General features: G+C 73.7%; 12 protein-coding genes. 8 read left to right on the forward strand and 4 right to left on the reverse strand.

Annotated features, from left to right (window positions below; all coding sequences use genetic code 11):
• Positions 1-39 precede the first annotated feature (39 nt).
• On the forward strand, positions 40-1,869 hold the full coding sequence (locus D0Z06_RS07295) for a BCCT family transporter (protein ID WP_117376925.1): 1,830 nt from the start codon (positions 40-42) through the stop codon (positions 1,867-1,869).
• Between the two features lie 225 nt (positions 1,870-2,094).
• Here the strand turns inward: D0Z06_RS07295 and D0Z06_RS07300 are convergent, their stop codons facing one another.
• A complete protein-coding gene (locus tag D0Z06_RS07300; protein ID WP_117376724.1) occupies positions 2,095-3,267 on the reverse strand; it encodes an NAD(P)/FAD-dependent oxidoreductase in 1,173 nt (390 codons plus the stop codon).
• A complete protein-coding gene (locus D0Z06_RS07305; protein ID WP_117376725.1) occupies positions 3,264-3,584 on the reverse strand; it encodes a bifunctional 3-phenylpropionate/cinnamic acid dioxygenase ferredoxin subunit in 321 nt (106 codons plus the stop codon). Before D0Z06_RS07305 ends, D0Z06_RS07300 begins: the two co-directional genes overlap by 4 nt.
• Positions 3,585-3,717: 133 nt before the next feature.
• Here D0Z06_RS07305 and D0Z06_RS07310 point away from each other — a divergent pair, with 133 nt between their 5' ends.
• Positions 3,718-4,518 carry an IclR family transcriptional regulator gene (locus D0Z06_RS07310; RefSeq protein ID WP_117376926.1) on the forward strand — a complete coding sequence of 267 codons (801 nt, stop codon included), beginning with the start codon at positions 3,718-3,720 and terminating at the stop codon, positions 4,516-4,518.
• 388 nt (positions 4,519-4,906) lie between these two features.
• Positions 4,907-6,028 (forward strand): aromatic ring-hydroxylating oxygenase subunit alpha, encoded by a 1,122-nt coding sequence (locus D0Z06_RS07315; protein WP_117376726.1) that lies wholly within the window; start codon positions 4,907-4,909, stop codon positions 6,026-6,028.
• A 54-nt stretch (positions 6,029-6,082) separates the two neighbouring features.
• Here the strand turns inward: D0Z06_RS07315 and D0Z06_RS07320 are convergent, their stop codons facing one another.
• Both D0Z06_RS07320 and D0Z06_RS07325 read right to left on the reverse strand, forming a co-directional pair.
• The gene (locus D0Z06_RS07320) at positions 6,083-7,015 is read right to left on the reverse strand and encodes a methylenetetrahydrofolate reductase (RefSeq protein ID WP_117376727.1); all 933 of its coding nucleotides are present in this window, start codon (positions 7,013-7,015) and stop codon (positions 6,083-6,085) included.
• A gap of 47 nt (positions 7,016-7,062) precedes the next feature.
• The gene (locus D0Z06_RS07325; RefSeq protein WP_117376728.1) at positions 7,063-8,154 is read right to left on the reverse strand and encodes an S-(hydroxymethyl)mycothiol dehydrogenase; all 1,092 of its coding nucleotides are present in this window, start codon (positions 8,152-8,154) and stop codon (positions 7,063-7,065) included.
• A 184-nt stretch (positions 8,155-8,338) separates the two neighbouring features.
• Between D0Z06_RS07325 and D0Z06_RS07330 the strand changes: the two genes are divergently transcribed.
• From D0Z06_RS07330 to D0Z06_RS07350, 5 genes are read left to right on the forward strand one after another with little or no spacing between them, the layout of a single operon-like run.
• Positions 8,339-9,667: a serine hydroxymethyltransferase gene (locus D0Z06_RS07330; RefSeq protein WP_117376729.1), complete on the forward strand. Its 1,329-nt coding sequence runs from the start codon at positions 8,339-8,341 to the stop codon at positions 9,665-9,667.
• The gene (locus D0Z06_RS07335) at positions 9,664-10,923 is read left to right on the forward strand and encodes a sarcosine oxidase subunit beta family protein (protein WP_117376730.1); all 1,260 of its coding nucleotides are present in this window, start codon (positions 9,664-9,666) and stop codon (positions 10,921-10,923) included. Before D0Z06_RS07330 ends, D0Z06_RS07335 begins: the two co-directional genes overlap by 4 nt.
• Positions 10,924-10,952: 29 nt before the next feature.
• Positions 10,953-11,264 carry a sarcosine oxidase subunit delta gene (locus tag D0Z06_RS07340; RefSeq protein ID WP_117376731.1) on the forward strand — a complete coding sequence of 104 codons (312 nt, stop codon included), beginning with the start codon at positions 10,953-10,955 and terminating at the stop codon, positions 11,262-11,264.
• Positions 11,261-14,131 carry a 2Fe-2S iron-sulfur cluster-binding protein gene (locus tag D0Z06_RS07345; protein WP_117376732.1) on the forward strand — a complete coding sequence of 957 codons (2,871 nt, stop codon included), beginning with the start codon at positions 11,261-11,263 and terminating at the stop codon, positions 14,129-14,131. The genes D0Z06_RS07340 and D0Z06_RS07345 overlap by 4 nt, the downstream gene beginning before the upstream one ends.
• Positions 14,124-14,708 carry a sarcosine oxidase subunit gamma gene (locus D0Z06_RS07350; protein WP_117376733.1) on the forward strand — a complete coding sequence of 195 codons (585 nt, stop codon included), beginning with the start codon at positions 14,124-14,126 and terminating at the stop codon, positions 14,706-14,708. Before D0Z06_RS07345 ends, D0Z06_RS07350 begins: the two co-directional genes overlap by 8 nt.
• Positions 14,709-14,780 lie beyond the last annotated feature (72 nt).

Raw genomic sequence — 14,780 nt, forward strand, 5'->3', positions numbered from 1 at the left:
GGGGAGCGGCGCACCGGGGTGCACGCCACGGACGTGACCGTGACCGGGACCCACCCGGCCATCGCGGAGCCGCCACCCTGCGTCGCCGACCGGCACGCTGCCGTCGACCGCGTCCTGTTCGCCATCGCCGCGGTCATGGCGCTGGGCTTCGTCGTCTGGGGCTTCGCCACCCCCACGGGCCTCGGCACCGTGAGCGGTTCGCTCCTCGGCTGGATCACCGGCAACCTGGGCTGGCTGTTCGTGCTGCTGGCGTCGGCGTTCGTGGTGTTCGTGATCTGGCTGGCGGCCGGCAAGTACGGGCGGATCCCGCTGGGCCGGGACGGCGAGCGGCCGGAGTTCCGCACCATCTCGTGGTGCGCGATGATGTTCAGCGCCGGCATGGGCATCGGGCTGATGTTCTTCGGGGTCGCCGAGCCGCTGTCGCACTACGTCGCCCCACCGCCGCTCACGGCCGAGCCCGAGACGTCGCAGGCGATCGAGACGGCGATGGCGACCACGCTGTTCCACTGGACGCTGCACCCGTGGGCGCTGTACGCCGTCGTCGGGCTGGCGATCGCCTACGGCACCTTCCGCCGGGGACGCCGGCAGCTGATCAGCTCCGCCTTCATCCCGTTGCTCGGCCGGCGTCGGGCGGAGGGGCCCGCCGGCCGGGTCATCGACGTCCTGGCCATCTTCGCGACGCTGTTCGGGTCGGCGGCCTCCCTGGGTCTGGGTGCCCTGCAGATCGGCAGCGGCGTCGAGATCCTCGGGTGGGCCGGTGACGTCGGCAACGGCGTCCTGGTCGCGATCATCGCGATCCTGACCGCGGCCTTCGTCGTCTCGGCCGTCTCCGGCATCGAGCGGGGGATCCAGTGGCTGGCCAACACCAACATGGTCCTGGCGCTGCTGCTCGCGGTGTTCGTCTTCGTCCTCGGCCCGACCATCTTCATCCTCAACCTGATCCCGGACGCGGTCGGCAGCTACTTCTCCGACCTCGGCGACATGGCGGCACGCACGGAGGCCACCGGCGGTGACCCGATGGCCACCTGGCTGCGCGGCTGGACGGTCTTCTACTGGGCCTGGTGGATCAGCTGGACGCCGTTCGTCGGGCTGTTCATCGCCCGGATCAGCCGCGGCCGCACCATCCGGCAGTTCGTCACGGGCGTGCTCCTGGTGCCGAGCCTGGTCAGCCTGCTGTGGTTCGCCGTCTTCGGCGGCGCCGGGATCGCCGCCCAGCGCGGCGGCGTCGACGTCGCCGGCCAGGGCACCACGGAGGGGCAGCTGTTCGCCGTCCTCGAGCAGTACCCCCTGTCCACCGCCGCGACCGTGCTCGTCATGGTCCTCGTGGCGATCTTCTTCGTGTCCGGTGCGGACGCGGCCTCGATCGTCATGGGCTCGCTCTCGCAGCGCGGCACCCTGGAGCCGAGCCGCTCGGTCGTCGTCTTCTGGGGTGTGGTGATGGGCTCCGTCGCCGCGATCATGCTGCTCCTCGGCGAGGACGGCGCCGCCCTGACGGGGCTGCAGAACCTGACGATCATCGCGGCGCTGCCCTTCGCGCTGGTGATGGCGGCGATGGCCGTGAGCCTGGTCAAGGACCTCCGCCACGATCCCATCGTGCTGCGCGGGAGCTACGCCACCCTGGCCATCGAGCAGGCCGTCGTCGACGGCATCACCCGTCACGGCGACGACTTCGTCCTCGTCGTGGAGAAGACCCCGGGCGCGGCGCCGGCCGCTGCGGCCGCGCCGGAACGGCCGTCCGCGGAGGTGGGTGGCCGGCCGTCGGTCAGCCCCAACGGGAACTTCGTGGCGCCGGAGGGGATCGCGGCCGTTCCACCGCAGGGCCAGCCCAGGGAGGAGGCCCTCGGCCGCCCCCGGAACCCGCGCGCCTGACAGGTGAGGCGCCCGGACGGGCAGGACAGGAGCCCCCCGCACCGGAGCGGCACCCAGCCGCGCCGGTGCCGGGAGGCTCCTGCTGCGTCCGGGGGCGGGCCGTCGAGGCCCGGGTGCCCGGTCTGCCGGCCGCGCCGGGGGCCGGGACCGGCAGACCGGCCGTCGGCGGGCTCCCGGCGCGGCGGGCCCGCGGACGGAGGAGCGCCGGCTCGCCCGGCCGGGGGGTCAGGACCCAGCCGGCACGGCTGCGCGCAACTGGCGGCGCCAGCGGGTGAACAGCCGGGGCTGGTTCATGCCCAGGACGGCGACGGGTCGCCCGTCGCGCTCGTAGACCACCAGGAAGCTGCGGTCGGCGCAGCTGCCCTCCACCACGCGGGCGACGTCGCCCTCGCGGCGCGACCCCGCGAACTGGATGCGGGCGCCGTACTGGTCGGACCAGAAGTACGGCACGGGCGTCGGCGCCGGCCCCCCGGCGCCCAGGAGGGTGGCGACCGCGGTGGCCGGCTGCTCGAGCGCGTTGGTCCAGTGCTCGATGCGGACGTGCCGCTCCGCGGCGGCCGACCACGTGGCGGCGCAGTCGCCCACCGCGACCACGCCCGGGATGTTGGTCGCACAGCGTGCGTCGGTGAGGACGCCGTTGCCGAGGGCCACGCCGGAGCGGGCCAGCCAGCCGATGTTCGGGACGGCGCCGATGCCCACGACCACCACGTCGGCCGGCAGGCGTGTGCCGTCGGTCAGCTCGACGGCCTCGACCCTGCCGGTGCCGACCAGCCCGGCGACCCCGGTGCCGAGCAGCAGGCGGGTGCCGTGGTCGGCGTGCAACCCGGCGCAGACCACACCCATGTCGGCGCCCAGCGGGCCGGCGAGCGGGACGGGCTGCGTCTCGACGACGGTGACCTCCAGCCCGAGCGTGCGGGCCGTGGCGGCCACCTCCGCCCCGATGAAGCCGGCCCCGATCACGACGAGACGCCCGGCGGCGGCCAGGTCCTCCCGCAGCGCGATCGCGTCGTCCAGCGACCGCAGCACGTGCACGCCGTCGAGCCCCTCGCTGCCGGGGAGGCGCCGGGCCCGGGCCCCCGTGGCCAGGACGACGCCGTCGGCCCGGATCGTGCTGCCGTCGTGCAGCAGCACCGAGCGGCTGGGGTGGTCCAGCCCGACGGCGGTGGTGTGCAGCCGCCACTCGAGCCCGAGGTCCTCGTCGTCGGGCGCGCCCAGGGCGATGTCCTCCAGGGACGCCGTGCCGGCCAGGAACTCCTTGGACAGGGGCGGGCGGTCGTAGGGGGCGTGCACCTCGTCGCCGACCACGACGATCCGGCCGTCGTAGGACTGTTCCCGGAGCGCGCGCGCCGCGGAGAGGCCGGCCAGGGAGGCCCCGACCACGGCGATCGTGGAGCTCACGCGACGCCGTCCCCGGTCGTCCCCGGCTGCACGTAGACCATGCCGTCCTGGACGACGACCCGGTGGGTGCGGACCGGTGTCTTGGCCGGCGGGCCGGAGACCTTCCCGGTCCGCAGGTCGAAACACGAGGCGTGCAGCGGGCACTCCACAGAGCAGCCGTCCAGCCAGCCGTCGGCCAGCGAGGCGTCCTGGTGGGTGCACGTGTCGTCGATCGCGTAGAACTCGCCGTCGACGTTGAAGACCGCGATGGGCTCATCGGCCTCGATGCGGGTGGCCTCGCCGGGCGGCAACGCGGTCGTGGGGCAGACCGGGATCATGGGTGCTCCAGGCTCATCGACTGTTGCGGATACCGCAACTGTTTGCCTTGTGCGCAACAGCATGGCTGGGCTTCACCCCATCGTCAAGGGGAACGCCGGCGGCGTCCCGCGGTTCGCCACCTACGCTGAGGTCATGGGTGGTCCGCAGGGTGAGAACGGGGAGCGGGGCTCGGTCGCCGTCGTCCAGTCGGTCGATCGGGCGCTGAGCGTCCTCGAGATCCTCGCGGCCCACGGTGAGGCCGGCGTCACCGATGTGGCCGCCGAGCTCGGGGTGCACAAGTCCACGGCCTTCCGGTTGGTGGCGGCGCTGGAGAGCCGGGGCTTCGTCGAGCAGCTGGCCGATCGGGGCAAGTACCGGCTGGGCTTCGGCGTCGTGCGCCTGGCCGGCGCGGCCGCCGCGCAGCTGGACATCGCCCGGGAGGGGCGGCCGATCTGCGACGCGCTGGCTGCCGACCTCGAGGAGACGGTCAACATCGCCATCCTGGACGGCGACCGTGCGGTGAACGTCAGCCAGGTCCGCGGGCCGGGAGCGCTCAGCACCCACAACTGGGTGGGCCAGGGCACCCCTGTGCACGCGACATCGAGCGGCAAGGTGCTCCTGGCGTACGCTCCCGACGCCGTCCGCAAGGAGGTGCTCTCCCGGGAGCTGCAGAGCTTCACCCCGGCCACGATCACCGATCCCGAGGTGCTGCACCAGCACCTCGACCGGATCGTCGAGCAGGGGTGGGGTGCCACCGTCGAGGAGTACGAGGTCGGGCTCAACGCCGTCGCGGCGCCCGTCCGGGGCGCGGACGGCGACGTGGTCGCGGCCCTCAGCGTCTCGGGGCCGTCCTTCCGCATCGACGCCGAGGACTTCCCGATGCTCGCCCGGCGTGTGGTGTCGGGCGCCGACGAGCTGGGCAGGAGGCTGGGCCACTTCGGCCGGGCTCGCTGACCGGGCGGGAGGCCGCTCCCGGGACGGCCGGCACTCCGCCCGACCTGGCCATCTCCCCGCGTCCGCGCTGTGTCCACACCGCGCATCTCCCCGCGTCCGCGCTGTGTCCACACCGCGCGGCGCGGCCGGCGTGGGGGGCGTGCCTCGTGCGCACGTCATCACGTCAGCAGGCCGGTGCGGCGGGAGGGCGTCCGGCTCGGAGTTCCCGAGGAATGTCGGGTCGGGTCGTCCGTCCGATGCTTGTTGCGCTGTGCGCGATCCGCTGAGTAATGTGCAACACATCGGTCGTCTTGAGCCCGTCGGCAGGCGACGGCCGAGGCGTGTCGCAGACCCGTGCTGCCCGACTTCCGGCGTACCCCGATCGCCCGACGGAACCCCGAGGTGCCGTATGACCACCACCGACCTGCCCGCGAGCCTCATCTCCACGCTGCCGGGCCAGTACTACACGGACCCGGCCATCTTCGCCCTCGAGCAGACCCGGGTCTTCGAGGCCATGTGGTTCTGCGCGGTGCGGTCGGCCGACCTGCCGACGCCCGGGACGTTCCGGAAGGTCCAGGTCGGCCGGGAGAGCGTGCTGGTCGTCCGCGGCCGTGACGGTCGGCTGCGGGCCTTCCTGAACATCTGCCGGCACCGGGGCGCGCAGATCTGCACGGACGACTCCGGCGAGGTCAAGCGGGCCTTCCAGTGCCCGTACCACGCCTGGACCTACGACCTCTCGGGCAAGCTGGTCGCGGCTCCGAACCTGACCAAGATGCCCGACATCGACCGCGTGCGGTACGGCCTGGTGCCGGTGCACCTGCGGGAGTGGCTCGGGTACGCCTGGGTCTCCCTGGCCGAGCAGCCCCCGTCCTTCGAGGACGACGTCGTGGGCGCCATCGCCGACCGCCTCGGGAGCCGGGAGGCCATCGACGACTACGAGCTGGACTCGCTCACGGTCGGCCGCCGCATCACCTACGACGTGCAGGCCAACTGGAAGCTCATCATCGAGAACTTCATGGAGTGCTACCACTGCGCGACGATCCACCCCGAGCTCACCGAGGTGCTCCCGGAGTTCGCCGACGGCTACGCCGCGCAGTTCTACGTCGGGCACGGCGCGGAGTTCGGTGCGGACGTCCAGGGCTTCACCGTCGACGGCAGCGAGGGCTTCGGCAAGCTCCCCGGCGTCGACGAGGACCACGACCGCCGCTACTACGCGATCACCGTCCGGCCGACGGTCTTCGTCAACCTGGTGCCCGACCACGTGATCTTCCACCGCATGTTCCCGGTGTCGGTCGACCGGACGATCGTGGAGTGCGACTGGTTGTACACCCGCGAGGTGGTGGAGTCCGGGAAGGACGTGTCCCGGTCGGTGGAGCTGTTCCACCGGGTCAACGAGCAGGACTTCGCGGCCTGCGAGCGGACCCAGCCGGCCATGTCGTCCCGGGCCTACGCCAACGGCGGTGTCCTTGTCCCGTCCGAGCACCACATCGGCGAGTTCCACCACTGGCTGACCCAGCGCCTGTCCGGCTGAGGGAGGACCCCACGGGCCTGCCCGTGCCGTCCTCCCGCCGGTCGCCCACCCCCGTCACCCCGTGCCCGCGTCGGACAGCCGGGCCAGCCACTCCTGCCGCCACGCCTCCGTGCGCGCCACCTCGTTGAAGGTGAAGAAGTGGAAGCCCTGCACGCGGTGCTCGGGCCGACCGAGGGTGGGTGCGAGGCCGTCCACGAGGCGGTCCGGCCGGTAGCCGTGGGGCAGGAAGAAGCGCCCAAGCACGCCCTGCTGCTTCGCCAGGAACCGGGCCGACCGGCCGAGCCCGAGCCGGGCCGAGATCCGCACGAGCCTCTGCCGCGTCACCGCGCCGGGGAGCCCCACCCGGATCGGCAGGTCGACCCCCCGCCGGCTGACCTCTCGTGCCCAGGCCACCGTCGTCGCGGCCGAGAAGCACAGCTGCGTGGTCACGTGCGTCGCGTGCGGGGCCTTCTGCTCGAGGGCGCGGTCGATGAGCTCCGGGTCGATGTGCCCGTGCCCCTCGGGATAGCCGCCGATCCCCACGGTCTCGAAGCGGGAGCCGGTGGTGTCCAGCGCCTCGAGCAGGCTCAGCGCGTCGGGGAACGTCCCGGCGGGCTCGGCGGCGTCGCCCCCGACGACGAAGACCCCGGACACCCCGGCGGCGCGCAGGCGGGCGACGACCTCGGCCAGGTGGGCCGCGTCCCGGACCAGCCGGGCGGCGAGGTGGGGCGTCGCGGTGAACCCGTGACCGGTCAGCCGCTCGGCCAGTTCGAGGGTCGGGACCAGACCCTTGGCCTCGGTCACCGTCACGGTGAGGGGCACGGCTCGAGGGACGTGCTCGACGACCGACTCCTCGGCGCCCCGCAGCGGCAGGACCTCGTAGCTGGCCGCTCGCAGCGCCCGCTCCAGCGCGGTGCGGGCACCGTGCCCCGTCGGCGGCCCGTCGGCGGGGGTTGGCAGCCCCGCCCGTGTCGGTGCACGGGTCCCGTCCCGGACCTCGGTGGGCACGGCTCGCCTCCGCGCCGCCGTTCCCGCCGGTGGGCTCACGAGGCCGCTCACTCGTCGAGCACCACCACGGAGCGCAGCACGTCGCCGGAGTGCATCCTGGTGAAGGCGGCCTCGACGTCGCCGAGGCCGATGGTCTCGGTGACGAAGTCCGCCAGCGGGAAGCGGCCCTGCAGGTAGAGGTCGACCAGCATCGGGAAGTCCCGGGAGGGCAGGCAGTCGCCGTACCAGGAGGACGTGACCGCCCCGCCGCGGCCGAAGACCTCGATCAGCGGCAGGGTGATGGTCATGTCCGGGGTGGGCACGCCGACCAGCACCACCCGGCCGGCCAGGTCGCGGGCGGAGAAGGCCTGCTCGAACACCGCGGGGTGGCCGACCGCGTCGATGGCCACGTCCACGCCGAAGCCGCCGGTGAGGCCCTTGATCGCCGCGACCGGGTCGGTCTGCTTCGAGTTGACGGTGTGGGTGGCACCGAACTGCTTCGCCCACGCCAGCTTCCGGTCGTCGATGTCGACGGCGACGATCGTGCTCGCCCCGGCCAGCTTCGCGCCGGCGATGGCGGCGTCCCCGACGCCGCCGCAGCCGAACACGGCGACGGTCTCCCCGCGCTGCACGCCGCCGGTGTGGATCGCCGCGCCGACGCCGGCCATCACCCCGCAGCCGAGCAGCCCGGCGGCGGGAGCCGGGGCGGCGGGGTCGACCCTGGTGCACTGCCCGGCGTGCACCAGCGTCTTCTCGGCGAACGCGCCGATGCCCAGCGCCGGGCTCAGCGCGGTGCCGTCGGCCAGGGTCATCTGCTGCGCGGCGTTGTGGGTGTCGAAGCAGTACTGCGGCTGCCCCTTGCGGCAGGCGCGGCACTGCCCGCACACCGCCCGCCAGTTGAGCACCACGTAGTCGCCCACGGCGACGTCGGTGACGCCCTCCCCGACCGCGGCGACCGTGCCGGCGGCCTCGTGGCCGAGCAGGAAGGGGAACTCGTCGGTGATCCCGCCCTCGCGGTAGTGCAGGTCGGTGTGGCAGACCCCGCATGCGGCGATGTCGACGACGGCCTCCCCCGGGCCCGGGTCGGGCACGACGATCGTCTCGACGGTGACCGGGGCTCCCTTGCTGCGGGCGACGACGCCCTTCACCTCGTAGGCCATGGTCGTGGGTCTCCTCTCTCGCGGATGTGCGGACCCGACGCGGCGGCGTCCCCGCAGGCCGTGCCCTGGCCTAGCCGAGAGGTCGTGCCCAGCACCCCTTGACCGCGTCCGGCCGTCACCCTACGGTGTTAGACGACTGATATACCAGTCCTTGACTACATCTCCTGGCAGGAGGGATCCCGGCATGGTGATCCAGGTCGACGCAGCGCTCCAGGCCCCGACCGCTCCGAGCCAGGTGCTCGACCGGTCGCTGGCGGACACCGACCCGGAGGTCGCCGGTGCGATCGCCGCCGAGCTGACCCGTCAGCAGACCACCCTGGAGATGATCGCCAGCGAGAACTTCGCCCCGGTGGCCGTCATGCAGGCCCAGGGCTCGGTGCTGACCAACAAGTACGCCGAGGGCTACCCCGGCCGGCGGTACTACGGCGGCTGCGAGCACGTCGACGTGATCGAGCAGCTGGCCATCGACCGGCTGGTGGCGTTGTTCGGCGCGGAGTACGCCAACGTGCAGCCGCACTCGGGAGCGCAGGCCAACGCCGCGGCGATGTCCGCCCTGCTGGACCCCGGCGACACCATCCTGGGTCTCGACCTGGCCCACGGCGGTCACCTGACCCACGGGATGAGGCTCAACTTCTCCGGGAAGCTCTACGACGTCGCCGCCTACCACGTGGGCCGCGAGGACCACCGGGTCGACATGGCCGAGGTGGAGGAGCTGGCGCAGGAACGCCGGCCCAGGCTCATCGTCGCCGGCTGGTCGGCCTACCCCCGCCACCTGGACTTCGCCGGGTTCCGCCGGATCGCCGACGAGGTCGGGGCCTACCTGATGGTCGACATGGCGCACTTCGCCGGCCTGGTCGCCGCTGGGCTGCACCCCTCCCCGGTGCCGCACGCGCACGTGGTCACCTCGACCACCCACAAGACCCTGGGCGGCCCGCGCGGCGGGTTCATCCTGGCCACGGCCGACCTGGCCAAGAAGTTCGACTCGTCGGTCTTCCCCGGCCAGCAGGGCGGGCCCCTGGAGCACGTTATCGCCGCCAAGGCGGTGGCCTTCCGGCTGGCCGGCGAGCCGGACTTCCGCGAGCGCCAGGAGCGGACCCTCGCCGGCGCCCGGATATTGGCCGACCGGTTGCTGGCCGCCGACTCCCGAGCGGCGGGCATCGACGTGGTCAGCGGCGGCACCGACGTCCACCTCGTCCTGGTGGACCTGCGCGAGTCGGAGCTGGACGGCCGGCAGGCCGAGGACCGGCTGCACGCGATCGGCATCACCGTCAACCGCAACGCGGTGCCCTTCGACCCCCGCCCGCCCATGGTCAGCTCCGGGGTCCGCATCGGCACCCCGGCCCTGGCTGCGCGCGGGTTCGACCTCGAGGACTTCGCCGAGGTCGCCGACGTCATCGCCGCCGCGCTGCGGCCCTCGGTGGGCGGGGGCCGGCTCGCCGACCTGCGCGGCCAGGTCACCCGGCTCGCCGACCGCCACCCGCTCTACCCCGACCTGACGGAGGTCCCCCGATGAGCCTCGGTTCCTCCCACGCCACCGGCACCCCCCCCACCCCCGGCGCGGACCTGCCGGAACACCCCGACCTCCTCTGGCGCGACACGGAGCCGAAGCGCACCTACGACGTGGTGATCGTCGGCGGCGGTGGGCACGGCCTGGCCACCGCGCACTACCTCGCCAAGAACCACGGCATCACGGACGTCGCGGTGCTGGAGAAGGGCTGGCTGGCCGGCGGCAACATGGCCCGCAACACCACGATCATCCGGTCCAACTACCTGTGGGACGAGAGCTCGGGCATCTACGAGCACGCCCTCAAGCTGTGGGAGGGGCTCGAGGACGACCTCGGCTACCCGATCCTGTTCAGCCAGCGCGGCGTGCTCAACCTGGCCCACACGCTGCAGGACGTCCGGGACAGCGTGCGCCGGGTCGAGGCCAACAAGCTCAACGGCGTCGACGCGGAGTGGCTGGAGCCGGACGAGGTCCGCAAGGTCTGCCCGGTCGTCAACACCTCGACCGACATCCGCTACCCGGTGCTCGGGGCCACCTACCAGCCGCGCGCCGGCATCGCCAAGCACGACTTCGTGGCCTGGGGCTTCGCCCGCCGCGCGGACGAGGCCGGGATCGACCTCGTCCAGGACTGCGAGGTCACCGGTTTCACCACCGACGGCGACCGGGTCACCGGGGTGCGGACCACCCGCGGCGCGATCGGCGCGGGCACCGTGGTCCTCTGCGCGGCCGGCCACACCTCCGTGCTCACCGACATGCTCGGCATCCGCGTGCCGATCCAGAGCCACCCGCTGCAGGCGCTGGTCTCCGAGCTGCTCGAGCCGGTGCACCCCACGGTGGTCATGTCCAACGCCGTCCACGTCTACGTCTCGCAGGCGCACAAGGGCGAACTGGTCATGGGCGCCGGCGTCGACTCGTACAACGGCTACGGCCAGCGGGGCGCCTTCCACGTCATCGAGCGCCAGATGGCTGCCGCGGTCGAGCTCTTCCCGGTGTTCGCGCGGGCGCACCTGCTGCGGACCTGGGGCGGCATCGTCGACGTCAGCCCCGACGCCTCGCCGATCGTCGGGCGCACGCCCTACGAGAACGTCTACCTCAACTGCGGCTGGGGCACCGGCGGCTTCAAGGCCACGCCCGGCATCGGCTCGGCCCTGGCGCACACCATCGCGCACGACGAGCCCCACCCGCTCGTGGCGCCGTTCAGCCTCGACCGGTTCGTCACCGGTGCACTCGTCGACGAGCACGGCGCCGCCGCCGTTGCCCACTGACGCCGCAGCCCACTGATCCAGGAGTCCCCGTGCAACTCATCGCATGCCCGTGGTGCGGCCCCCGCGAGGAGGTCGAGTTCCACTACGGCGGCCAGGCCCACGTCCCCTACCCGGACAGCCCCGCCGAGCTCTCGGACGAGGAGTGGGCGCTCTACGTCTTCTTCCGCGACAACACCAAGGGCCGCTTCGCCGAGCGCTGGAACCACACCACCGGCTGCCGCCGCTGGTTCAACGCGATCCGCGACACCACCACCTACCGCTTCGAGAGCGTGTACCGCCTCGACGACCCGAAGCCGCCCGTGACCGAGCTCGCGAGGTCGCGAAGGAGCACAGCCCCGTGAGCCCCCCCTTCCGCACCGCCTCGGGCGGCCGCATCGACCGCGCCACCGCCGTCGAGTTCATCTTCGACGGGCAGACCCTCACCGGTCACCCCGGCGACACCCTGGCCTCGGCGCTGCTCGCCCACGGCCGGCACCAGGTCGCCACCAGCATCACGCTCGGCCGTTCTCGGGGCATCGCCGCGGCCTGGGCCGAGGACCCGGGCGGCCTGGTCCAGGTGGAGGAGCCCTTCCCCGAGCCCATGCTGCTGGCCACCACCGTCGAGCTCTTCGACGGGCTGGTCGCCCACGGCCTGCCGGGGCAGGGCCGCCTCGCCGACGTCCCCGACTCCGCCCGCTACGACGCGGTGCACCACCACGTCGACGTGCTGGTCGTGGGAGCCGGCCCTGCCGGGCTGGCCGCCGCGCTCACCGCCGCCCGGGCCGGTGCCCGCGTCGCCCTGGTGGACGAGCAGTCCGAGGCCGGCGGCTCCCTGCTGTCGGGCACCGAGCGGCTCGACGACGCCCCGGCGCTGGAGTGGGTCGCCGCGGCGGTCGCCGAGCTGGCCGGCTCCCCGGAGGTGCTGCACCTGCAGCGCACCACCGCGTTCGGCAGCTACGACGACGGTTTCGTCCTCGCGCTGGAGCGGCGCACCGACCACCTGGGCGCCGCCGCGCCCCGGCACGTCTCGCGCCAGCGGGTGTGGCGCATCCGGGCGCGCTCGGTCGTCGTCGCGACCGGGGCGCACGAGCGCCCGGTCGTGTTCGCCGACAACGACCGCCCGGGGACCATGCTCGCCGGCGCCGCCCGGACGTTCCTGCACCGCTACGGCGTGCTGCCCGGCCGCGCGGCCGTCGTGTTCACCACGAACGACAGCGCCTACGACACCGCCCTCGACCTGTCCCGCGCGGGTGTGCACGTGCAGGCGGTGGTCGACGCCCGGCCGGAGGGCTCACCGCGGCGCCGGGAGGAGTGCGAAGCCGCCGGCATCCGACTCCTGCCCGGCGCCGTCGTGACCGGCACGCAGGGCGTCGAGCGGGTCACGCACGCCCTCGTCGCGCCGTTCGCGGACGGCGCGGTCGGTGCCGGCAGCGCGATCGCCTGCGACCTGCTCCTGGTCAGCGGGGGCTGGAACCCCGCGGTGCACCTGTACAGCCAGGCCCGCGGCCGGCTCCGCTACGACGAGGTCCTGGGCGCCTTCCTCCCGGGGGAGCGGCTCGACGGCCTGACCGTCGCCGGCTCGGCGGCCGGCGTGCTCGACCTGGCCGGGTGCCTGGCCGACGGGCGGCGCGGAGCGCGCGCGGCGCTGACCGCGCTGGGGATCACGCCGGCGGCCGACGACCGGCTGCCCGCCGCCCCGGAGTCCGCCGTCCCGACCGCGCCGCTGGTGCTGTGGCGGGTGCCGGACACCTCCGGCGCCGACGGCAGCACGTCGTTCGTCGACCTGCAGCGCGACGCCACGGTCGCCGACATCGCCCGCGCGATCGGCGCCGGCCTGCGCTCCATCGAGCACGTCAAGCGCTACACGACCATCGGGACGGCGCACGACCAGGGCAAGACCTCCGGCGTCCTCACCTCGGGGATCACCGCCGAGCTGCTCGGGATCCCGGTGCAGGACACCGGGACCACCACGTTCCGGCCGCCCTACACCCCGGTCGCCTTCGCCGCCCTGGCCGGCCGCGACCGCGGCCGGCTGTTCGACCCGGAGCGGGTCACGGCCCTGCACGAGTGGCACGTGGCGGCCGGCGCGGTCTTCGAGGACGTCGGCCAGTGGAAGCGGCCCCGCTACTACCCGCGGCCCGGCGAGGACATGGCGGCCGCGGTCCTGCGGGAGTGCGCCGCGGCCCGGACCGGCGTCGGGATCCTCGACGGCTCCACCCTCGGCAAGATCGACGTCCAGGGCCCGGACGCCGCCGTCCTCCTCGACCGGCTCTACACGAACATGATGAGCAGCCTGAAGGTCGGCTCGGTCCGCTACGGGGTCATGTGCGGCGTCGACGGCATGGTCATCGACGACGGCACCGTGCTGCGCCTGGCCGAGGACCGCTTCCTCGTCCTCACCACCACCGGCGGCGCGGCGAAGGTGCTCGACTGGATGGAGGAGTGGGTCCAGACGGAGTGGCCGGACCTGCGGGTGCACTGCACCTCCGTCACCGAGCAGTGGGTCACCCTTCCCGTCGTCGGCCCCCGCTCCCGCGACGTCGTCGGCGCGGTCTTCCCCGGCGTGGACGTCTCGGCCGAGGCCTTCCCGTTCATGACCTGGCGGGACACCTCCCTCGAGGGGGTGCCGGTCCGGCTGGCCCGGATCAGCTTCTCCGGCGAGCTGGCCTACGAGGTCTACGTCAACCCCTGGTACGCCGTCGCGGTGTGGCAGCGGCTGCTCGAGGCCGGGCGCCCGCACGGCATCACGCCGTACGGCACGGAGACCATGCACGTCCTGCGCGCGGAGAAGGGCTACCCGATCATCGGGCAGGACACCGACGGCACCGTCACCCCGCACGACCTGGGCATGGCCTGGGCGGTGTCGAAGAAGAAGCCCGACTTCATCGGCAAGCGCTCCTTCGCGCGCCCGGCCAACGCCGACCCGCTGCGCAAGCAGCTGGTGGGGCTGCTGCCCGTGGACCGGGAGACCGTGCTGCCGGAGGGCTCGCAGGTCGTCGAGTTCCTCGCCGACGGCGAGCTACCGCCGCCGCCGGTCCCGATGCTGGGCCACGTCACCTCCAGCTACCGCAGCGCCGAGCTCGCCCGCCCGTTCGCCCTCGCACTGGTCAGGGGCGGCCGGGAGCGCATCGGCGAGACCGTCCACGTCCCCGTCGACGGCACCCTCGTCCCGGCCGAGGTCACCGGCTCGGTGCTGGTCGACCCCGAAGGAGCCCGTCGCGATGGCTGAGCTGCTGCGCACCCACCCGCTCGAGGGCTGGACCACCCGGTTCGAGCGCCTGCCCGACACCGTCCGCATCACGGTCGAGCCGTACGTGGCGATGGTCGACGTCCGGCTGGCTCCGGTCGGCGCCGAGGCGTCGGCGGCGCTGGGCGTCGACCTGCCGACGACGCCCGGCACCTGGGTGCCGGCCGGCGCCGGGCGGGCCGTCTGGCTCGGCCCGGACGAGTGGCTGCTCACCAGCACCACCGAGGCGCCCGAGGAGCTGGAGGCCCGGGTGCGCGCCGCCGTCGCCGGCCTGGGCGGGTCCGCGACGGACGTCTCCGCCCAGCGGATCGGCCTGCGGCTGACCGGTGCGCGGGTGCGGGACGTGCTGGTCAAGGGCTGCTCGATCGACCTGCACCCGCGGGTGTTCGGCCGGGGCAGCAGTGCGCAGACGCTGCTCGGCCAGGCCGGAGTCGTGCTGCTGGCCCTCTCCGACGCCGGTGACGACGTCCTCGTCCTCGTCCGGTCGTCCTTCGCCGGCTACCTCGCCGACTGGCTGCTCGACGCGGCCCTCGAGTTCACCCCCACCCCCGACCGCTGATGAAGGACCCCTCTGCCCCCCGCCCCTCGCAGGCTCGCGGCGGGACCCTGCAGAGGGGCCGACCCACACCCA

It is taken from the genome of Geodermatophilus marinus (genome assembly GCF_003428645.1).
Classification (GTDB): domain Bacteria; phylum Actinomycetota; class Actinomycetes; order Mycobacteriales; family Geodermatophilaceae; genus Geodermatophilus.

Coding starts and splice junctions, on each gene's coding strand:
- D0Z06_RS07330 (WP_117376729.1), top strand. CDS start 8,339: ATGGTGATCCAGGTCGACGCAGCGCTCCAGGCCCCGACCGCTCCGAGC.
- D0Z06_RS07335 (WP_117376730.1), top strand. CDS start 9,664: ATGAGCCTCGGTTCCTCCCACGCCACCGGCACCCCCCCCACCCCCGGC.
- D0Z06_RS07350 (WP_117376733.1), top strand. CDS start 14,124: ATGGCTGAGCTGCTGCGCACCCACCCGCTCGAGGGCTGGACCACCCGG.
- D0Z06_RS07310 (WP_117376926.1), top strand. CDS start 3,718: ATGGGTGGTCCGCAGGGTGAGAACGGGGAGCGGGGCTCGGTCGCCGTC.
- D0Z06_RS07315 (WP_117376726.1), top strand. CDS start 4,907: ATGACCACCACCGACCTGCCCGCGAGCCTCATCTCCACGCTGCCGGGC.
- D0Z06_RS07305 (WP_117376725.1), bottom strand. CDS start 3,584: ATGATCCCGGTCTGCCCCACGACCGCGTTGCCGCCCGGCGAGGCCACC.
- D0Z06_RS07325 (WP_117376728.1), bottom strand. CDS start 8,154: ATGGCCTACGAGGTGAAGGGCGTCGTCGCCCGCAGCAAGGGAGCCCCG.